This is a genomic window from Kitasatospora sp. NPDC059599, assembly GCF_042735125.1.
In the GTDB taxonomy this organism is placed as follows: Bacteria; Actinomycetota; Actinomycetes; order Streptomycetales; family Streptomycetaceae; genus Kitasatospora.
Genome location: NZ_JBHWCL010000015.1, coordinates 15090 through 31043 on the forward strand (window position 1 = coordinate 15090; position 15954 = coordinate 31043).

Below are 15954 nucleotides of genomic sequence, written 5' to 3' on the forward strand. Positions count from 1 at the left end.
GCGCGGGACCGGCCCGTCGTCGTCAGCGCAACCGCTCGGGCAGCGGCTCGCTGTGCAGCACGGTCAGCCCGGAGACGGCGCGGGTCAGCGCCACGTACAGCCGCCGCAGTCCGGTCCGCTCGTCCGGCTCGCCGGCGATCACCGCGGCCGGCTCGTCCAGCACCACGTAGTCGTACTCCAGGCCCTTGGCCAGCGAGGCCGGGACGAGGGTCAGCCGGGCCTCGGCGCTGGTCTCGGTGCCGGGGGCGAGGTGCGGCAGGCCCGCCGCGGCCAGTGCCTCGGCGAACACCGGGATCCGGGCGTCGGCGGCGATCAGGCCGGTCGAGCCCTCGTGCTCCAGTGCCTCCCGGCAGGCGGCGACGACCGCCTCGACCGCGTCGGCCGGCTCCCCTTCGGCGATCCGGCGGATGGTCAGCGAACCGGGAGTGTCGCGGACCGAGGTGGCCGGGGCCAGGCCCGGAGCGATCGCCGGGAGCAGCCGGGAGGCGTACGCGATGACCTCCTCCGGCACCCGGAAGCCCTTGGTCAGCTCCTCGACGTGCGCCTCCGGCTTGCCCAGGTGGTGCAGGGCGTCCGGCCAGCTCGCGGTCGCCCACGGGGTGGTGCCCTGGGCGAGGTCGCCGAGGACGGTCGCCGAGCCGGTGGTGCAGCGGCGGCCGACCGCGCGGTACTGCATCGGGGAGAGGTCCTGCGCCTCGTCCAGCACCACGTGGCCGAGCGAGGGCGTGCGCTGCACCAGGTCGTTCGCCTCGTCCACCAGGACGGCGTCGGCCTGCGTCCAGCGGGCGGTCTTCACCGAGCGGCCGGGCTTGGGCCACAGCACCGCCTGCTGCTCCTCGGGCGTCAGCACGCCCTCGGCGCAGGCGGCCAGGAACTCCGGGTCGGAGAGCAGCCGCAGCACCAGCTTCGCCGGGTCGACGGCGGGCCAGCACTCCTTGACCACCGCCTTGACCGCGGTGTTGCGGGCCACCGCGTCCTGCACCCGGTCGTCCGGGGCCTCGCCGCCCTGCTCCATCTTCAGCAGCACGGCGTGCGCGATGCGCTGCGGCAGGGCGTCCCTGGCGGCGCCGTAGCGGACCTCACGGGCCTTCAACTCCTCGATGATCTCGACGAGTTCGTACACCGGGACGCGCCAGCGGCGGGAGCCGCGGACCACCACGCAGGGCTCGGTGGGCAGCGCGATGCCCGCCCGCACGGCCCGGCGCAGCACCTCGGCCATCCGGGCGTCGCCCTTCAGCCGGGCCGACTCCGGGCCGTCCTCGCCCCGGACCTCGACGTGCCCGACCAGCTGCTGCACGGTCGCCTGGGCGACGTCCAGCTCGCCGAGGGCGGGCAGCACCTGCTCGATGTAGGACAGGAAGGCGTTGTTCGGCCCGATCACCAGGGTGCCGGTCCGGGCCAGGCGTTCGCGGTGCGCGTACAGCAGGTACGCGACGCGGTGCAGGCCGACGGCGGTCTTCCCGGTACCCGGCGCGCCCTGGACGCAGATGGTGCCCGTGATGTCGGAGCGGACGATCTCGTCCTGCTCGGGCTGGATGGTGGCCACGATGTCGCGCATCGGGCCGACGCGGGGCTTCTCGATCTCGGCGGCGAGCAGGGCGGAGGAGGTGTCGGTCTCGGCCGGGTCGGTGAGGTGCTCGTCCTCGTAGGCGGTGAGTTCGCCGCCGGTGTAGCCGAAGCGGCGCCGCCGCTCGACGTCCATCGGTTCGGTGCGGCTGGCCCGGTAGAACGGCTGGGAGACCGGCGCCCGCCAGTCGATCACCATCGGGTCGCCGTCGGCGTCGTGGACGTGCCGACGGCCGATGTAGAAGTTCTCCCCGCCCCCGCCCTCGGAGAGCTCCTCGCTGATCGGGTGCAGGTAGTCCAGGCGGCCGAAGAACAGCGGGGTGTGGGAGAGGTCGGCCAGGGCGGCGATCCTCGCCTCGATCTGGTTGTGGAGGACGGCGGCGGAGACCCAGGTGCCGGTCACGTCGCGCAGGTCGAGCGACTCGACGTCCTCGCGCATCGCTCGCAGCGCGGCCCGGGACGAGGCCAGGTGGTCGCGTTCGCGCTGGAGGGGGTCGGTGGTGGTGGGGGTGGCGGGCACAGCGAACCTTTCCGGCTGTCCCGGTGGCGGGCGCAGCGGATCGATGGAGCTCACGGTGGGGTACGGCCGACCGGTTGCCGTACGGTCGGCGCCTCCCCCGGCTGCCTGCGGGACTTCAGCAGGTACCACGGTTCGGGAGGGGGCAGACGGACGATCTTAGACCTGTCGGGCCCGGTGTTCCAGCTCCGCAGGTCAGGGTCGGGGGCGGGCGGCCTCGGGGTTCGCCCTCCGGGATCCCCGGGGGCGCCGTACATCCTGAGGACGAGCCCCGCCGCGGCGGATACGGCCTTTGGAGTGATGCCGGCGGCCGGTCGGGTGCCTACCGTTGAAGACATGAGCACCCAGAACAGAAACCCCCGGACCGGTCCGGCCGGCGCCACCGCCGCCGCCGGGCGCCACCACAACCGGCTGAGCACCGCCGTCCGCAACGTCGGCATCGCCCTGGACACCGCCGCGCGCGTGATCTTCCTCGGGCGCGACGGTGTCCGCTACTGAGCGTTCCCCCGGTTACGGCGCGTCGGCTACAGCACGTCGTCCGCGTCGATGATCCGGTACGCGTAGCCCTGCTCGGCCAGGAAGCGCTGCCGGTGGGCGGCGAAGTCCTGGTCCACGGTGTCCCGGGCGACCACCGAGTAGAAGTGGGCCGAGTGGCCGTCCGCCTTGGGGCGCAGCACGCGGCCGAGGCGCTGGGCCTCCTCCTGGCGGGAGCCGAAGGTCCCGGAGACCTGGATGGCCACCGTGGCCTCGGGCAGGTCGATCGAGAAGTTCGCGACCTTGGAGACCACCAGGACGCCGATCTCCTTGTTCCGGAAGGCGTCGAAGAGCTTCTCGCGCTGGGCGTTGCTGGTCTCGCCCTTGATCACCGGGGCGTCCAGGGCCTCACCGAGTTCGTCCAGCTGGTCGATGTACTGGCCGATGATCAGCGTCTGGTCCTTCTCGTGCTTCTTGACCAGCGCCTCCACCACCCGCCGCTTGGTCGCCGTCGTGGCGCAGAAGCGGTAGCGCTCCTCCGGCTCGGCGGTCGCGTAGGCGAGCCGCTCGGAGTCCGTCAGGGTGACCCGGACCTCGCAGCAGTCGGCCGGCGCGATGTAGCCCTGCGCCTCGATCTCCTTCCACGGGGCGTCGAAGCGCTTGGGACCGATCAGGCTGAACACGTCGCCCTCGCGGCCGTCCTCGCGCACCAGCGTCGCCGTCAGGCCGAGCCGTCGGCGGGCCTGCAGGTCGGCGGTGAACTTGAACACCGGCGCGGGCAGCAGGTGCACCTCGTCGTAGACCACCAGGCCCCAGTTGCGGGCGTCGAACAGCTCCAGGTGCGCGTAGACGCCCTTCCGCTTGGTGGTCATCACCTGGTAGGTGGCGATGGTGACCGGGCGGATCTCCTTCCTGGTGCCGCTGTACTCGCCGATCTCCTCCTCGGTGAGCGAGGTGCGCTTGACCAGCTCGTGCTTCCACTGGCGGGCCGAGACGGTGTTGGTGACCAGGATCAGCGTGGTCGACTTGGCGTGCGCCATCGCGGCCGCGCCGACCAGCGTCTTGCCGGCACCGCAGGGCAGCACGACCACGCCGGAGCCGCCGTGCCAGAAGCCCTCGACGGCCTGCGCCTGGTACGGGCGCAGCTGCCAGCCGTCCTCCGCCAGGTCGATCGGGTGGGCCTCGCCGTCCACGTACCCGGCGAAGTCCTCGGCGGGCCAGCCGAGCTTGAGCAGCACCTGCTTGATCTGTCCGCGCTCGGAGGGGTGCACCACCACGGTGTCCGGGTCGATCCTGGCGCCGACCAGCGGGGCGACCTTCTTCGAACGCAGCACCTCCTCCAGCACCGGCCGGTCGGTGGTGGCCAGCACCAGCCCGTGCGTCGGGTGCTTGAGCAGCTGGAGCCGCCCGTACCGGCCCATGGTGTCGGCCACGTCCACCAGCAGTGCGTGCGGCACCGGGTAGCGCGAGTACGTCACCAGGGCGTCCACCACCTGCTCGGCGTCGTGCCCGGCCGCCCGGGCGTTCCACAGCCCGAGCGGGGTCACCCGGTACGTGTGCACGTGCTCGGGCGCCCGCTCCAGCTCGGCGAACGGGGCGATGGCGCGACGGCAGTCGGCGGCCTTGGGGTGGTCGATCTCCAGGAGAAGAGTTTTGTCGCTCTGGACGATGAGCGGTCCGTCGTTCACGCGGGGGAGCCCTCCACTGGCTGACATGGTGGTTTGACGCAGACCCTCCAGTGTCGCGCATTCCGCCGCCGTCGTGGAGGGACCGTGTGGAAGGGCCGTGTGGAAGGGCCGTGCGGACGGGCCGTGTGGACGGGCCGGTGTGGGGCTACTTCCACTCGTAGAAGGTGCCGGTGGACTTCCCGCTGGCGTCGGTGTCGAACTCGAAGACGCCGGCGACGCCGTTGAGGCGTTCGAGGGCGGGGGAGACGGTGGCGAAGAAGAGCGCGCCGCGGAAGCTGGTGCCGCCGTCCTTCGTCATGTGGCCGACGCCGCTGCCGTGCCAGGTGACGGTGTCGCCGTCGGCGGTCATGTCGATGCCCTGGCCCTCGCCGTAGAGCGTGCCGTCGGGCCGGGCCTCGGCTTCGTAGGTGCCGAAACCGCTGACCGCGGTGCCGAAGTAGTCGCCGGTGCCGCGGAACGAGACCTCGACGGTGACGTGGCCGTCACCGGCGGAGAGGACGCGTCGGCCGGTCTCCTGGCTCGCTGTTTCGCCGATCTTGTCGCCGAGCATGGGTTTCCTCCTGTCGGGATCCCCCTGTTCCAGCCTGCGCCGGGCGCGGGCGGCGGGCAACGGCGCGCAGTGACCACCGTGCGTGCTCGCTCGTTGAGCAGGTCATGAAGAAGTCGAAGCGCGTTCTCACCGCACTCGCCCTGATGGGCACGGCCTTCGCCGCCACCGCCTCCTCCGCGGGCTCCGCCCACGCCCTCGCGGGCATCGGTGAGGGGCCCGGCGGCCTGCTCGCGGCGCCCGGGTTCCTGATCGCCGACCAGGTCGGCGGCGGCTCGCTGCCGATCGGGCAGGGGGAGATCGGCAGCCTGGCGGACAAGGCGGTCCAGGAGAAGATGAAGGAGTCGAAGGGGCACTGACGCCCCGTCATCACCCTTCCCGTCGTCCCGTCGCCCCTGCGCTCCGGTGTGCGTCGGCTACTCGTCGAGTTCCGCGACGCCGGTGATGCGGTGGAGGGCGAAGGTGCGCAGTTCGTCGGCGTGGTGGTCGAAGGCGGTGACGAAGCCGCCTTCGACCTTGACCGGGTCGATGATCCGCTGGCTGGCGATGCCCTCGGCGTTGAGGTAGCCGATCCACATGCGCTCGCCGAGCAGGACGGCCGTCTGCAGGGAGGCCAGCGTCTCGGCGGCGGCGGTGCGGGGGAGTTGGCGCGGGTCGGCGGTGGGTTCGCGGCGGGTGGCGGTGGCGGCGCGGTCGCCGGCCCGGATGGCCTTGACGGCGGCGGCGAGGAGCACGTCGTCGGGGGTCGGCGGGCCGTCGGGGACGGGGACGGGCGCGCTGCGGGGCGGGGTGCGGTGGCTGTCCGGGCGGGTGATCAGCACGTCGCCCTCGGCGGACTCGGCGGCCGGTGCGTAGCCCATGGTGCGCAGGGTGGTGAGCAGGACGTCGGGGGCGGCCTGGGCGGCGAGGACGGTGGGGGCGAGCAGCCGTAGCCGCAGCTCGGCGGAGCGGCGGTCGGCGAGGACCTCGTTCAGCAGCGACGGGTCGTCGCAGCGCAGGTAGGAGGAGGCGGAGCCGACCCGCAGGATGCCGTGCCGGCGGGCGACGTCGTCGATCAGGTACATGAGCGGCTGGGGGACGGGCGTCCGGCTGTGCTGCTCCAGGAAGGTGCGCAGGTCGGCGGCGGTGCGTCCGGCGTCGAGGGCGCGGCGGACGGACACCGGGGTGAAGCGGTAGACGGTGGCGCCGCCCTTGGACTCGATGTCGGCGCACAGCGCGAGGGCGTGGGCGAGCGGGGTGAGCAGCGGGCCGGGGGCGACCGCGGTGAGGTCCGGCTGGAGGATCACGTGGTCCAGCGGCCGGGGGAGCAGTGGGGCGAGCACCGCGGCCGGGTCGGCCTCGGCGGTGAGCAGGGCGCGGGCGGGGGCGGCGAGGGCGCCGCGGCCGGTGACGCCGAGGAGTTCGGCCTCGTCGAGGGTCCAGGTGGTGAGCTCGTCGCGCAGTTCGCGGCCGTCCGGGCCGGTCGGGCCGCCGCGCAGCGGGCGCTGCCACCGCAGGGTGGGGAGCAGTTCCGCGGCGGTGGCCGGGGTGCCGGGCGGGAGTTCGGCGAGCAGGGCGAGGGCGGCGCGGCGGACGGACGGGGCGAGGGTGCGGTCGAGTTCGGGGCCGAGGGCGGCGCGCGCCCTGCCCTTGCCGTCCGGGGTGCCGGCGAGGGCGGGGACGCGGGTGGCGGCGAGCCAGGCGGTGGCGAGGACGGTCCACCGCTCGGCGGTGTCCAGCTGCAGCCAGGCGTCGTACCCGGGGGTGGGGGCCCAGCGTTCGTCCACCTCGCCGTCGGGGGCCAGCAGGCCCGCCGTGTAGGCGAGTTCGAGCCAGAAGGCGGCCTGCTGCTCGGTGGTCTCCAGGGCCTGGGCGGCGCGCTTGAGGTCACGGACGCCGAGGCCGCCGGCGCGCAGGGTGAGCGGCGGGGTGAGGCCCCAGCCGTCCAGCAGTTCCTCGACGGTCCGGACGGCGGTGTGGGCCTGGCCGGCCGCGGCGCCGTCCACGGCCTGTGGATCGCGCGGGGCGGCGGCGGGCTCGGGCTCGGGCTGGACCGGTTCGACGGTGCGGTGGGTGCGGCCGCCGCGCAGGTGGAGGGCGAGTTCGCGGGGCAGCACGACACTGCCGGGGCTGGTGGGCAGCAGCAGGCCGCGGGCGAGCAGCCATTCGACGGGGCTCTGCGCGTCCTCGGCGGTGACCGGGCGGGCGGCGTCCGGGACGGTGCCGGTGGGCGGGCCCCAGACCAGCCGGTCCAGCAGCCGCAGCGCGGGCTCGGGGGCGGTGTCGAGCAGGGCGGCGCAGCGGACGCGGTCGGTGAGCAGCGCGGTGAGCGCGGCGATCGCGGTGACCGGGTCCGGGGTGGGGGGCTGGCCGGCCGAGGCGAGCAGCTGCTGCAGCCGGGCCGGGGACATGCCCACGGTGGCGTCGGCGAAGGTCGGGCCGAGGCCGGTACGGCCGGGGTTGGCCGCGGTCGGGGCGAGCGCCTCGCGGACGGCGAGGACCAGCCGCAGGCCGTTGTCCGGGCCCCAGAGCAGCGACCGGTCGCGCAGGGTGGCGATCGCGCGGGGCAGCGCGGCGGCGACGGCGGACCGGTCGGCCGGGGTGAGCGGGGTCGCGCCGGGGTGCGGCCTGACCTTGGCCGGGCCGGTCAGCAGCGAGCGGACCGTGCTCACGGAGGTGCCGTCGGGGGCGGTGGCCAGCGCCTCGGCGGCCTGCAGGGTGAAGCGGTCGAGCCGCTCCAGGGCGCGCAGCGCGGAGGCCCGGGAGGAGAGCCGGGCGGACAGCTGGGTCAGGTCGCCGGGGACGGGGTTCAGCAGGTCGGGACGGGAACGGAGCAGGGCGGCGAGCGCGTCGTCGGGACGGGCGCGCAGCTCCTCGGCGAGGGTGCGCGGGCCGGTGGCGGACCTGCCCCGGCGTTGGGGGCCCTGCTGTGTGGTCATTCGACCTAGGTTAGTCGGGCGGGCGGACGGCGAGGTGTCCTCGTGCCGCCCGGGACGGGCCCGGTGTCCGGGGCGGGCCGCCGACCAGCGCCGGTCGGCCCTGCTCCGCCCGGGGGCGGCTCTGCTCCGGTCCGCCCTGCTCCGCCTCGCTCCGCCTCGCCCGTCGGACTCGCGTGGTCGGGGGCGGGGTGGGTAGCGTCACGCCGAGGGCGGTTCGGTGGGCGGCCGCGCTCTTCATGGGCGGGCCGGGCGAGGCGGGGTGTCGGTGATGACGGACGGCGAGTGGTGGCGCAAGAGCGGGCCGTGGAGCGAGCGCTCGGTCGGGGGCGCGGAGGACGGGCCCGCGCGCGGCGGCGCCGTGCACGGCGCTCCGACGGGCGCTCAGGACACCGCGGGCGCCCCGTCCGTGCCTCCGGTGCCGTCGGCACCGCCCTCGTTCGTCAAGGACCCCGACAGCGTGTACGACCCGCCCGCGCCGAGTGCGGGTGGGATCCCCTCCGTCCCGTTGAACCCGCCGGACGCGGTCGACGCCGAGGCGCGGGCGGCCGCGATCCCGCCGCCGACGGTGAGCAGCACCGGCCCGTGGACCATGACGGTGTTCGACTTCTCGGACGGGCCTGAGCCCGCGCCGCAGCCGGTCCCCGAGCAGCGTGCGGGGGAGGCGGCGGCCGTGGCCGGTGAGGCGGGCGGGACCGCCGGGCAGCCGGTGCAGCCAGGGGCGGACCGGAAGGCCCGGGGGAAGTCGAAGAAGCTGCGGAAGGCCAGGGGCAAGGCGGCTCCCGAGGCCCCCGCCGCCGGGGCGAAGGGCGCGGCAGGGAAGGGTGCGGCAGGGAAGGCCGGGGCAGGGAAGGGGGCGACGGGGAAGGGTGCGGCCGGGAAGGACGCCGGGGCCCGCAAGCCTTCCCCGCTGATCCTGCTCTCCAGTGCCCTGTTGGTCGGCGGCGCCGTCTCCGGCTTCTTCCCGGTCATGCTGGCGGGCTGGGGTCTCGGCTATCTGTCCCGCCAACTCTCCGACCTGACCCGCAAGTTCGTGATCCTCGGGATCCCGCTGATCACGATGAGCGCGACCACGCTGATGGCCATGCAGCACGCCAAGCAGGGCGGTGCCCAGGGCGGCGGACTGCAGTCGGGTTCCCCGCTGGGGCAGATCGGCTGGTCGTCGGCCCCGAACGTGCTGCGGGTGTCCGCGGTGATCTCCGCGGTGGTCCTGCTGTTGCTCGGGATGCGCCGCCGTCCGCCGCAGCAGGGCTGAGGCGGGGCGGCGGGCGGTCGTCGGTCCCCTGTCTCAGCCGTCGGCGAGGTGGACGAGGCGGCGGAAGGTGTCCGGGTCGCCGAGGTGGTCGGTGATCCAGCGGGCGACGGTGGCCCGGGTCGCCGTGCCGGCGCGGGGGAGCGGCCGGTCGTAGGAGATCTGGGGGTTCGTGGACGGCGGGCCGTCCTTGAGCATCGGTACGCGGACGACCGTCCAGGCGATGTCCGACTCGGCGAGCACTGCCTCCATCCGGGCCAGGTCGTGGTGGATCTCCCGGTACAGCCGTTCGACGACGAGCCTGGTCACGACCCGCTGGGCGAGGGGCAGCCGCCCGGTGTCCAGGCCGGCCGAGCTCATCGTCACCAGGTGTCGGGCGCCGCCGGCCCGGGCGGCGGCCGTCAGCGCCCGGGCGCCGTCGGAGAACACGGTGGTGGCCTGGCGGCCGGTGCTGCCGAGGGTGGCGACGACGACGTCCTGGCCGTTCAGCGGCCCCTGCAGGGTGTCCGGTCGGCGGACGTCGGCGGACTCGGTGCGCGGGGTGCCGTGCGCGAACTCCGGTAGCCGGTCGGGGGTGCGCGCGACGGCGGTGACGGTGTGGCCGGCGGCGAGTGCGAGGTCGACCACCAGGCGGCCGGTGCGGCCGGTGGCGCCCACGACTGCGATCCTCATCGGTTCCTCCTCGGGTCCGGCACGCCCGTGCCGGCTCTTGTGATTCATTCAGACGGACTGTATGAATGAAATCAGTGAACCACAGCACACCGTGAGAGCAAGCCGGAGCAAGACCGGAAGCCGGACCGAAGGAGTGATGGGACATGGGAGTTCGACAGGCTCGGTACCCCGACCTGAACGGCAAGATCGTGGTGATCACCGGCGGCAGCCGGGGCATCGGCGCGGAGACCGCCCGCGGCTTCGCCCGCCAGGGCTCGGCCGTCGCCGTCCTCGGCCGCGACGAGGCGGCGCTGGCGAAGGTCGCCGGGGAACTGCGCGCGGACGGCGCCAGGGCGCTGGGGCTGGTCGCCGACTGCACCGACGCGGCGGCGCTCGGTGCCGCCGCCGACCGGATCGAGCGGGAACTCGGCCCGGTCGACGTCCTGGCCGCCTTCGCGGGCGGCGACGGCTACCCCGTACCGACCGTCCGCGAGACCGAGGAGCACTGGCGGGCCGTCCTGGACGGCAACCTCAACGCCACCTTCCTCACCGTCCGGGCTTTCCTTCCCGGGCTGTTGGCGCGTCGCAGCGGTTCGGTCGTGACCATGGCCTCCACCGCGGGCCGGCTGCCCAGCGGCTCCTCCGCCGCGTACGCCGCGGCCAAGGCGGCCGTGCTGATGTTCACCCGCCACCTCGCCGTGGAGGTCGCCGGCGAGGGCGTCCGGGTCAACGCGATCGCGCCCGGGGCCGTCCGCACCGAGCGGACCGCCGCCCACATGCCGCCCGAGGTGCAGGCCGCGGTCGCCGCCGCCCACCCGCTGGGGCGCCTCGGCGAACCGGAGGACCTCGCCGCGGCCACGCTGTTCCTGGCCTCCGAGGCGTCGTCCTGGATCACCGGGCAGACCCTGGACGTCAGTGGCGGCCGGGTCATCCTCTGAGCGCGTCGACGGACCGGCCCGTGTGAACCGACCGGCCCCGGCCCCGGCCCCCGGCTGCGGGGTGGTGCCGGGGCGCGCCGGCCCCGGAGGACCGATCGGCGATACTGCCAGTTCACGCGGAACCGCCGGTTCGCGCGGACGGTCGACGCGGAGCGAGTGGAGGCGAGCGGGATGAGTCCCCGGGGCTACCGGATGGGACAGCGGCAGGCGGAGGTCGACGAGACCCGGGCCCGGATCGTCGCCGCCGCCCGGGCCCATCTGGCCGAGACCGGCGCGGTGTCGCTGGACGCGGTCGCCCGCCGCGCGGACGTCGCCCGGGCCACCGTCTACTACCAGTTCGGTTCCAAGGTGGGCCTGCTGGAGGCGGTCTGCGACGCCCTCGCCGCCCAGGGCGGCATGGCCCGGCTCGCCGAGGCGTTCACCCTGGCCGACCCGTGGGCGGCGGTGGACCGCTTCGTCGAGGTGATGGGCGGCTTCTGGGCGGTCGACCGGGTGTGCACCCGCCGGCTGCGCGCCCTCGCCGCCCTCGACGACGAGGTCGGCCGGGTCATCGCCGACCGTGACGCCCGCCGTCGCGAGGGTGCCGCGGTCCTGACCGGGCGGCTGCCGGACGCCCCGGCCGACGCGGCGAGCCTGCTCTTCGTGCTGACCGCCTTCGAGACCTACGACGCCCTGGCGGCTGAGGCGGCGGCCGAGCCGGAGGGTGACCTGACCGCCGCCGTCCCCGCCGTCACCGGCCTGGTCCGCGCCGCCCTGGGTGCGGACCGGGCGGGGGCGTAGGGCCCGCGGGCCTCAGTGCAGCGGGAGCGCCTTCACGCCGGAGAGCAGCGGGATCAGCTGGTAGTTCCCGTCCCCGGCGCCGCAGGAGGGCTTGGTGTCAGGGGTGTCGGAGATGTTCGTCCCGGCCTTGAACCGACCGTCCCCGCTCGCGGTGAAGGTCGTGAAGTGGTCGTGGAAGCGGTCGAAGTAGTACATGCACTGGTGCAGGTTCAGGTACCGCCCGGCGGTCAGGTCCAGGGGCGTGGCGCTCGACAGCAGCGGAACGGAGTGGTCGACGCCGCCGCCGTCACCGCAGCTCGGGGCGGTGTCACGGGAGTCGGAGACGTTGGTGGAGGCGAAGAACTTGTAGTCCGTGGTCCCGACCGTCGTGGTGAGGTGGTCCTGGTCGTAGTCGCTCCAGAAGACGCACTGGTGCAGGTTCAGGTAGCGCCCGGCCGTCAGGTCGTAGCCCTCGGCGGCGGTGTACACGTTGCGCTCGTAGTTCCCGTCCCCCGCGCCGCACACGGCGGCGGGCACGGGCGTGTCGGAGACGTTCGTCCCGGCGCTGAACCGTCCGTCCTGGCTCGGGACCAGGGTGGTCATGAGGTCGAAGCCGGCCGACCAGAAGGCGCTGTAGACGCACTGGTGCAGGTTCAGGTAGCGGCCCGCCGGGGGCGGCGGGGTGGTGTCGGCGGTGGCGGCGGGGGCCGGGCCGACCAGGGTGGTGACGGTCAAGGCGGCGCCGGCGAGTGCGGCGCGGGAGCGGGGGGACAGGCGCATCGGGGGAGTCTCCGTGGTGCGGTGCGGCCGCTCTGAGCGAGCGGCCGTCACGCACGAGGCTTCCCCGGGTGCCCGGCGCTCCCGGCCGGCGCTCCGGAGGTTCACCTGAACGACCGGCTGCCCCGACGCGCTGTGTTGGCGTCGAGGTCAACTGGCCTGTCCGGTGGTGGTGCTGAGGATCCCGGCGAGGACGGCCGCCGGGTCGTCGGTGGGCAGGGCGTGCCCGGTGTCCGGGACGAGGTCGACCCGGGCGGCCGGGGCGAGGCGGTGCAGCCGGGCGGCGACTTCGCGGGCGTCGTGCAGGGCGCTGCGCTCGCCGAGGAGGAAGAGGGCGGGGGCTCGCAGCCGGCCGAGTTCCTCGTCGGTGAGGGTGGTGGCCAGGGGCAGTCGGCGGCGGAAGCCCATCGAGGCGCGCATCAGGGTCATCAGCTCGGTGTCCAGGATCGCGCTGTTGCCGACGAGTCCGGCCAGCCGGGGCCGGAGGGGGCGCGGGGCCAGGGCGGCGAGGCCGCCGGCGATGAGCCAGGTGTAGAAGCGGCGGCCCGGGTCGGCCAGGCCCGCCGGGTCGACCAGGGTGAGGGTGCTGGTCCGCCCGGGGTGGTGGATCTGGTGGTTGAGGGCGATCCAGCCGCCGTAGGAGCAGCCGACCAGGTGGACGGCGGGCAGGTCGAGGGTGGTGAGGAGGTCCTCCAGCCAGGCGGCGGCGTCGCGGCCGTCGCGGACGGGGGCGGTCTGCACGCTGGCGCCGGGTTCGCCGATGGTGTCGACGGCGATGACGGGGTGCCGTCGGGCGAGGGCGTCGAGGTAGTCGTGCCACATCAGGGCGTTGCCGCCCGAGCCGGGCAGCAGGACGATCGGCTGCCCCTCGGCGGGGCCGGTGCGGTGGACGCGGGTGGTGCCGAAGCCGGTGGGGACGTCGACCGAGGTCCGCGCCCCCGGCCACAGCTGGGTCAGCGCGCGCTCGTAGGCGGCGTGGAAGCGGGCTTCGGCCTTGCCGTTCCTGAACTCGCTGATTCGCATGGTACATGTGTATCACAGGCATGATACGGGTGTATCAGGAAAGAGGGGCCCGACCGCGGGCCCGGTCAGGGAGGCCGGAACCATGACCGCGAAGGTCGACCACGAGGAGCGCCGACGGCAGATCGCCGAGGCCCTGCTGCGCATCGCCGACACCGAAGGGCTGCAGGCGGCCAGCATGCGGGCGGTCGCGACGGAGGCCGGCGTCTCACTGCGGCTCGTGCAGTACTACTTCACGACCAAGGAGGGCCTGCTGCTCGACGCCCTGGCCAGGCTCGGCGCCCAGCTCCAGGCCCGGATGGAGCGCTGGATCGGCGAGGAGCGCGCCCCGCGCGAGGTGGTCACCGCCATCCTGTCCTGCATCCTGCCGACGGACGCCGAGAGCCGCCGGATCACCAGGACGTACGCCGCGTACTACGCGCTCGTGCTCAACGACCCCGCGGTACTGGAGAAGCAGGCCGCGCAGCCGCCGGTCGTACTGGAGGGCTTCCTCGCCAAACAGCTCCGCGCGGCGCAGGAGGCCGGTCGGATCGACGCCCGCCGGGACGTCGGGGCGGCCGCCGCCGGGCTGCTGGCCATGGTCAACGGACTCGGATCGAGCGTCCTGGGCGGTCAGCGCAGCGGCGAGGAGGCACTGGCGATCCTCGCGTACCACCTGGACGAGCTGTTCCGGGTGGCGTGAGCCCGGCGGCCCCGCGCGCTCGTCGGCACGAGGGGCCGCCGGTGCGAGGAGCCGCCGGTGCGGCCTACAGCCGGTCGGCCAGGGCCCGGTGGATCCGCCGCCAGGCGTCGGCGGTGGCGGCGGCGTCGTGCCCGTCGGCCCGGTCGGCGGCGAAGCCGTGGCCGGCACCCGGGTAGGTGACCAGCTCGTGGGCGACCCCGGCCTCGGTGAGCTTCTCCTCGACGGCCTTCCACTCGTCGAGCGGCAGGATGTGGTCCTGGTCGCCGTTGAAGCCCAGCAGGAACACGCCGTTGGCGGCGATACGGTCGGCGGTCTCCAGCGGCGGCACCGGGCCGACGAGCGGGAAGCCGGAGTTGAGCATCCAACCCGGGTAGAACACGGCGGCCAGCTCGAAGCGCAGCTCGGTGGCGGCGCGGACGGCGATGTGACCGCCCATGCTGGTGCCCAGGAACGCCACCCCGTGGACGCCGGCCGCTTCGCGTGCGGCGGCCAGCGCGTCGGTGGCGTCGGCCACCAGCTGGTTGCGGTCCAGGGCGCGCATCAGGACGAGCCCCGCCTCCCGCTCCTCGGCGCTGTAGCCGAGTTCGGTGCGACGGGCGTCGCGCCAGTAGAAGTCCGGTGCCAGCGCGACGTAACCGAGGGCGGCCAGCTCGGCGCAGATCCCGCGGACGTAGGCGTTGACCCCGTACAGCTCGGCGCAGACGACGACGGCGCCGCGCACCTCGCCGTCCGGATGGTGGACGTAGGCCTCGATGCCGCCCGACGCCCCGATCTCCTGCCACTGACCTGTCATCAAATCCCCCGTGCTGTGGGCCGGATGTGTCCGGCCGGATGGTGTCGGCCGACATCGTAGACGGTCGCCGCGCATGGGCCGGCCTCCGCGCGGGCCGGGGGTTAACACCCGTACGGGACGGGTGCTTCCCCCGTTCTCCGAGGCCGCGTGCCGGACCAGACTCGGGGCATGTCCACACAGACCGTGACGACGGCCGTCGCCCCCGCCCCGCAGGCGGAGCGCAGCGCCGGCAGCGACTTCGCCCGACTGAGCCGCCGGATGGCCGCCGAGGGCCTGCTCGACCGGCGCCCCGGTTACTACGCCGTCCGCATCGCCCTGGTGCTCGCCGCGTTCCTCGGCGGCTGGTACGCGGTGTTCGCGCTGGGCGACACCTGGTGGCAGCTCGGCCTGGCGGCGGCGATGTCCGTCGTCTTCGCCCAGGTCGCCCTGCTGTCGCACGACCTCGCGCACCGCCAGGTCTTCAGCCACCGGCTGCCGAGCGAGATCGGCGGCCGGATCGCCGCGAACCTGCTGATGGGCATGAGTTACGGCTGGTGGATGAACAAGCACACCCGCCACCACGCCAACCCCAACCACGAGGAGCGGGACCCGGACGTCGCGCCCGACCTCCTGGTGTGGTCCCAGCGGCAAGCCCGGCAGGCGAACGGGATCGCCCGGTTCATCGGCCGCCGGCAGGCGTACCTGTTCCTCCCGCTGCTCCTGCTGGAGGGCCTCAACCTGAGCTTCAACAGCTTCCGCGCGCTGCGCAGCCCCACGATGAAGCGGCCGGTGCTGGAGGGCGTGCTGCTGGTGGTGCACTTCGCGGCGTACTTCGGCCTGGTGTTCACGGCGCTGCCGACGGGGAAGGCGGTCGCGTTCCTGGCCGTGCACCAGGCGCTGCTCGGGGTGTACCTGGGCTGCGTCTTCGCGCCGAACCACAAGGGCATGCTGATGGTGACGCCGGAGATGAAGCTGGACTTCCTGCGCCGCCAGGTGCTGACCTCGCGCAACGTGCGGGGCGGTACGGTCGTCGACTCGGTGATGGGCGGCCTCAACTACCAGGTGGAGCACCACCTGTTCCCCAGCATGCCGACCCCCGCGCTCGGCCGGGCCGCCCGGATCACCCGGGAGTTCTGCGCGGAGGAGGGGATTCCGTACTACGAGACGGGCCTGCTGCGGTCGTACCGCGAGGTGTTCGCCCACCTGCACCGGACGGGGGAGCCGATCCGCTTCGGCGAGTGAGGCAGGGGGACGGGCGCGGGGCGGGGGCGGGGGCGGGGACGGGGAGTGGGAGTGGGAGCGGGAGTGGGAAGTCGGTGGGGCCCACATACCAAACCCCTTTGTGAAATAAAACCCCCCCCGGCACCCGGTTGTCCGGGGAGTCCACCCCAACCCA

General features: G+C 74.2%; 15 protein-coding genes. 7 read left to right on the forward strand and 8 right to left on the reverse strand.

Annotated features, from left to right (window positions below; translation table 11 throughout):
• Positions 1–22: 22 nt before the first annotated feature.
• Positions 23–2086 (reverse strand): HelD family protein, encoded by a 2064-nt coding sequence (locus ACFV04_RS08205; RefSeq protein ID WP_380527636.1) that lies wholly within the window; start codon positions 2084–2086, stop codon positions 23–25.
• 333 nt (positions 2087–2419) lie between these two features.
• Between ACFV04_RS08205 and ACFV04_RS08210 the strand changes: the two genes are divergently transcribed.
• Positions 2420–2581, forward strand: a complete 162-nt coding sequence (locus ACFV04_RS08210; RefSeq protein ID WP_360257252.1) for a hypothetical protein — start codon at positions 2420–2422, stop codon at positions 2579–2581.
• A gap of 26 nt (positions 2582–2607) precedes the next feature.
• Here ACFV04_RS08210 and ACFV04_RS08215 read toward each other — a convergent pair whose 3' ends face one another.
• Together ACFV04_RS08215 and ACFV04_RS08220 are read right to left on the reverse strand one after the other, a co-directional pair.
• The gene (locus tag ACFV04_RS08215; RefSeq protein ID WP_360257249.1) at positions 2608–4245 is read right to left on the reverse strand and encodes a DNA repair helicase XPB; all 1638 of its coding nucleotides are present in this window, start codon (positions 4243–4245) and stop codon (positions 2608–2610) included.
• Positions 4246–4390: 145 nt separating this feature from the next.
• Entirely contained in the window at positions 4391–4795 is a 405-nt protein-coding gene (locus ACFV04_RS08220) for a hypothetical protein (protein WP_380347316.1), read from the reverse strand.
• A 104-nt stretch (positions 4796–4899) separates the two neighbouring features.
• Here ACFV04_RS08220 and ACFV04_RS08225 point away from each other — a divergent pair, with 104 nt between their 5' ends.
• Positions 4900–5151 carry a hypothetical protein gene (locus ACFV04_RS08225; RefSeq protein ID WP_360257245.1) on the forward strand — a complete coding sequence of 84 codons (252 nt, stop codon included), beginning with the start codon at positions 4900–4902 and terminating at the stop codon, positions 5149–5151.
• A gap of 57 nt (positions 5152–5208) precedes the next feature.
• On the opposite strand, the gene ACFV04_RS08230 is transcribed toward ACFV04_RS08225, so the two are convergent.
• Positions 5209–7710 carry a helicase-associated domain-containing protein gene (locus ACFV04_RS08230; protein WP_380527639.1) on the reverse strand — a complete coding sequence of 834 codons (2502 nt, stop codon included), beginning with the start codon at positions 7708–7710 and terminating at the stop codon, positions 5209–5211.
• A 268-nt stretch (positions 7711–7978) separates the two neighbouring features.
• Between ACFV04_RS08230 and ACFV04_RS08235 the strand changes: the two genes are divergently transcribed.
• The gene (locus ACFV04_RS08235) at positions 7979–8962 is read left to right on the forward strand and encodes a hypothetical protein (RefSeq protein WP_380527640.1); all 984 of its coding nucleotides are present in this window, start codon (positions 7979–7981) and stop codon (positions 8960–8962) included.
• A 33-nt stretch (positions 8963–8995) separates the two neighbouring features.
• Here the strand turns inward: ACFV04_RS08235 and ACFV04_RS08240 are convergent, their stop codons facing one another.
• A complete protein-coding gene (locus ACFV04_RS08240) occupies positions 8996–9631 on the reverse strand; it encodes an NAD(P)-dependent oxidoreductase (RefSeq protein WP_380527642.1) in 636 nt (211 codons plus the stop codon).
• A gap of 143 nt (positions 9632–9774) precedes the next feature.
• Here ACFV04_RS08240 and ACFV04_RS08245 point away from each other — a divergent pair, with 143 nt between their 5' ends.
• On the forward strand, positions 9775–10548 hold the full coding sequence (locus ACFV04_RS08245) for an SDR family NAD(P)-dependent oxidoreductase (protein WP_380347312.1): 774 nt from the start codon (positions 9775–9777) through the stop codon (positions 10546–10548).
• Between the two features lie 171 nt (positions 10549–10719).
• A complete protein-coding gene (locus ACFV04_RS08250) occupies positions 10720–11328 on the forward strand; it encodes a TetR/AcrR family transcriptional regulator (RefSeq protein ID WP_380347311.1) in 609 nt (202 codons plus the stop codon).
• Between the two features lie 12 nt (positions 11329–11340).
• Here the strand turns inward: ACFV04_RS08250 and ACFV04_RS08255 are convergent, their stop codons facing one another.
• Positions 11341–12087: a hypothetical protein gene (locus ACFV04_RS08255; RefSeq protein ID WP_380527644.1), complete on the reverse strand. Its 747-nt coding sequence runs from the start codon at positions 12085–12087 to the stop codon at positions 11341–11343.
• A 147-nt stretch (positions 12088–12234) separates the two neighbouring features.
• On the reverse strand, positions 12235–13107 hold the full coding sequence (locus ACFV04_RS08260; protein ID WP_380527646.1) for an alpha/beta fold hydrolase: 873 nt from the start codon (positions 13105–13107) through the stop codon (positions 12235–12237).
• Between the two features lie 82 nt (positions 13108–13189).
• On the opposite strand from ACFV04_RS08260, the gene ACFV04_RS08265 reads away from it, so the two are divergent.
• On the forward strand, positions 13190–13786 hold the full coding sequence (locus ACFV04_RS08265; RefSeq protein ID WP_380527648.1) for a TetR/AcrR family transcriptional regulator: 597 nt from the start codon (positions 13190–13192) through the stop codon (positions 13784–13786).
• Positions 13787–13850: 64 nt separating this feature from the next.
• On the opposite strand, the gene ACFV04_RS08270 is transcribed toward ACFV04_RS08265, so the two are convergent.
• Positions 13851–14579 (reverse strand): dienelactone hydrolase family protein, encoded by a 729-nt coding sequence (locus ACFV04_RS08270; protein ID WP_380527650.1) that lies wholly within the window; start codon positions 14577–14579, stop codon positions 13851–13853.
• Between the two features lie 168 nt (positions 14580–14747).
• Between ACFV04_RS08270 and ACFV04_RS08275 the strand changes: the two genes are divergently transcribed.
• Positions 14748–15800, forward strand: coding sequence for a fatty acid desaturase family protein (locus tag ACFV04_RS08275; RefSeq protein ID WP_380527652.1), 1053 nt, complete (start codon positions 14748–14750; stop codon positions 15798–15800).
• Positions 15801–15954 lie beyond the last annotated feature (154 nt).

Coding starts and splice junctions, on each gene's coding strand:
- ACFV04_RS08250 (WP_380347311.1), top strand. CDS start 10,720: ATGAGTCCCCGGGGCTACCGGATGGGACAGCGGCAGGCGGAGGTCGAC.
- ACFV04_RS08265 (WP_380527648.1), top strand. CDS start 13,190: ATGACCGCGAAGGTCGACCACGAGGAGCGCCGACGGCAGATCGCCGAG.
- ACFV04_RS08275 (WP_380527652.1), top strand. CDS start 14,748: ATGTCCACACAGACCGTGACGACGGCCGTCGCCCCCGCCCCGCAGGCG.
- ACFV04_RS08255 (WP_380527644.1), bottom strand. CDS start 12,087: ATGCGCCTGTCCCCCCGCTCCCGCGCCGCACTCGCCGGCGCCGCCTTG.
- ACFV04_RS08245 (WP_380347312.1), top strand. CDS start 9,775: ATGGGAGTTCGACAGGCTCGGTACCCCGACCTGAACGGCAAGATCGTG.
- ACFV04_RS08230 (WP_380527639.1), bottom strand. CDS start 7,710: ATGACCACACAGCAGGGCCCCCAACGCCGGGGCAGGTCCGCCACCGGC.
- ACFV04_RS08240 (WP_380527642.1), bottom strand. CDS start 9,631: ATGAGGATCGCAGTCGTGGGCGCCACCGGCCGCACCGGCCGCCTGGTG.
- ACFV04_RS08220 (WP_380347316.1), bottom strand. CDS start 4,795: ATGCTCGGCGACAAGATCGGCGAAACAGCGAGCCAGGAGACCGGCCGA.
- ACFV04_RS08225 (WP_360257245.1), top strand. CDS start 4,900: ATGAAGAAGTCGAAGCGCGTTCTCACCGCACTCGCCCTGATGGGCACG.
- ACFV04_RS08270 (WP_380527650.1), bottom strand. CDS start 14,579: ATGACAGGTCAGTGGCAGGAGATCGGGGCGTCGGGCGGCATCGAGGCC.
- ACFV04_RS08260 (WP_380527646.1), bottom strand. CDS start 13,107: ATGCGAATCAGCGAGTTCAGGAACGGCAAGGCCGAAGCCCGCTTCCAC.
- ACFV04_RS08235 (WP_380527640.1), top strand. CDS start 7,979: ATGACGGACGGCGAGTGGTGGCGCAAGAGCGGGCCGTGGAGCGAGCGC.
- ACFV04_RS08210 (WP_360257252.1), top strand. CDS start 2,420: ATGAGCACCCAGAACAGAAACCCCCGGACCGGTCCGGCCGGCGCCACC.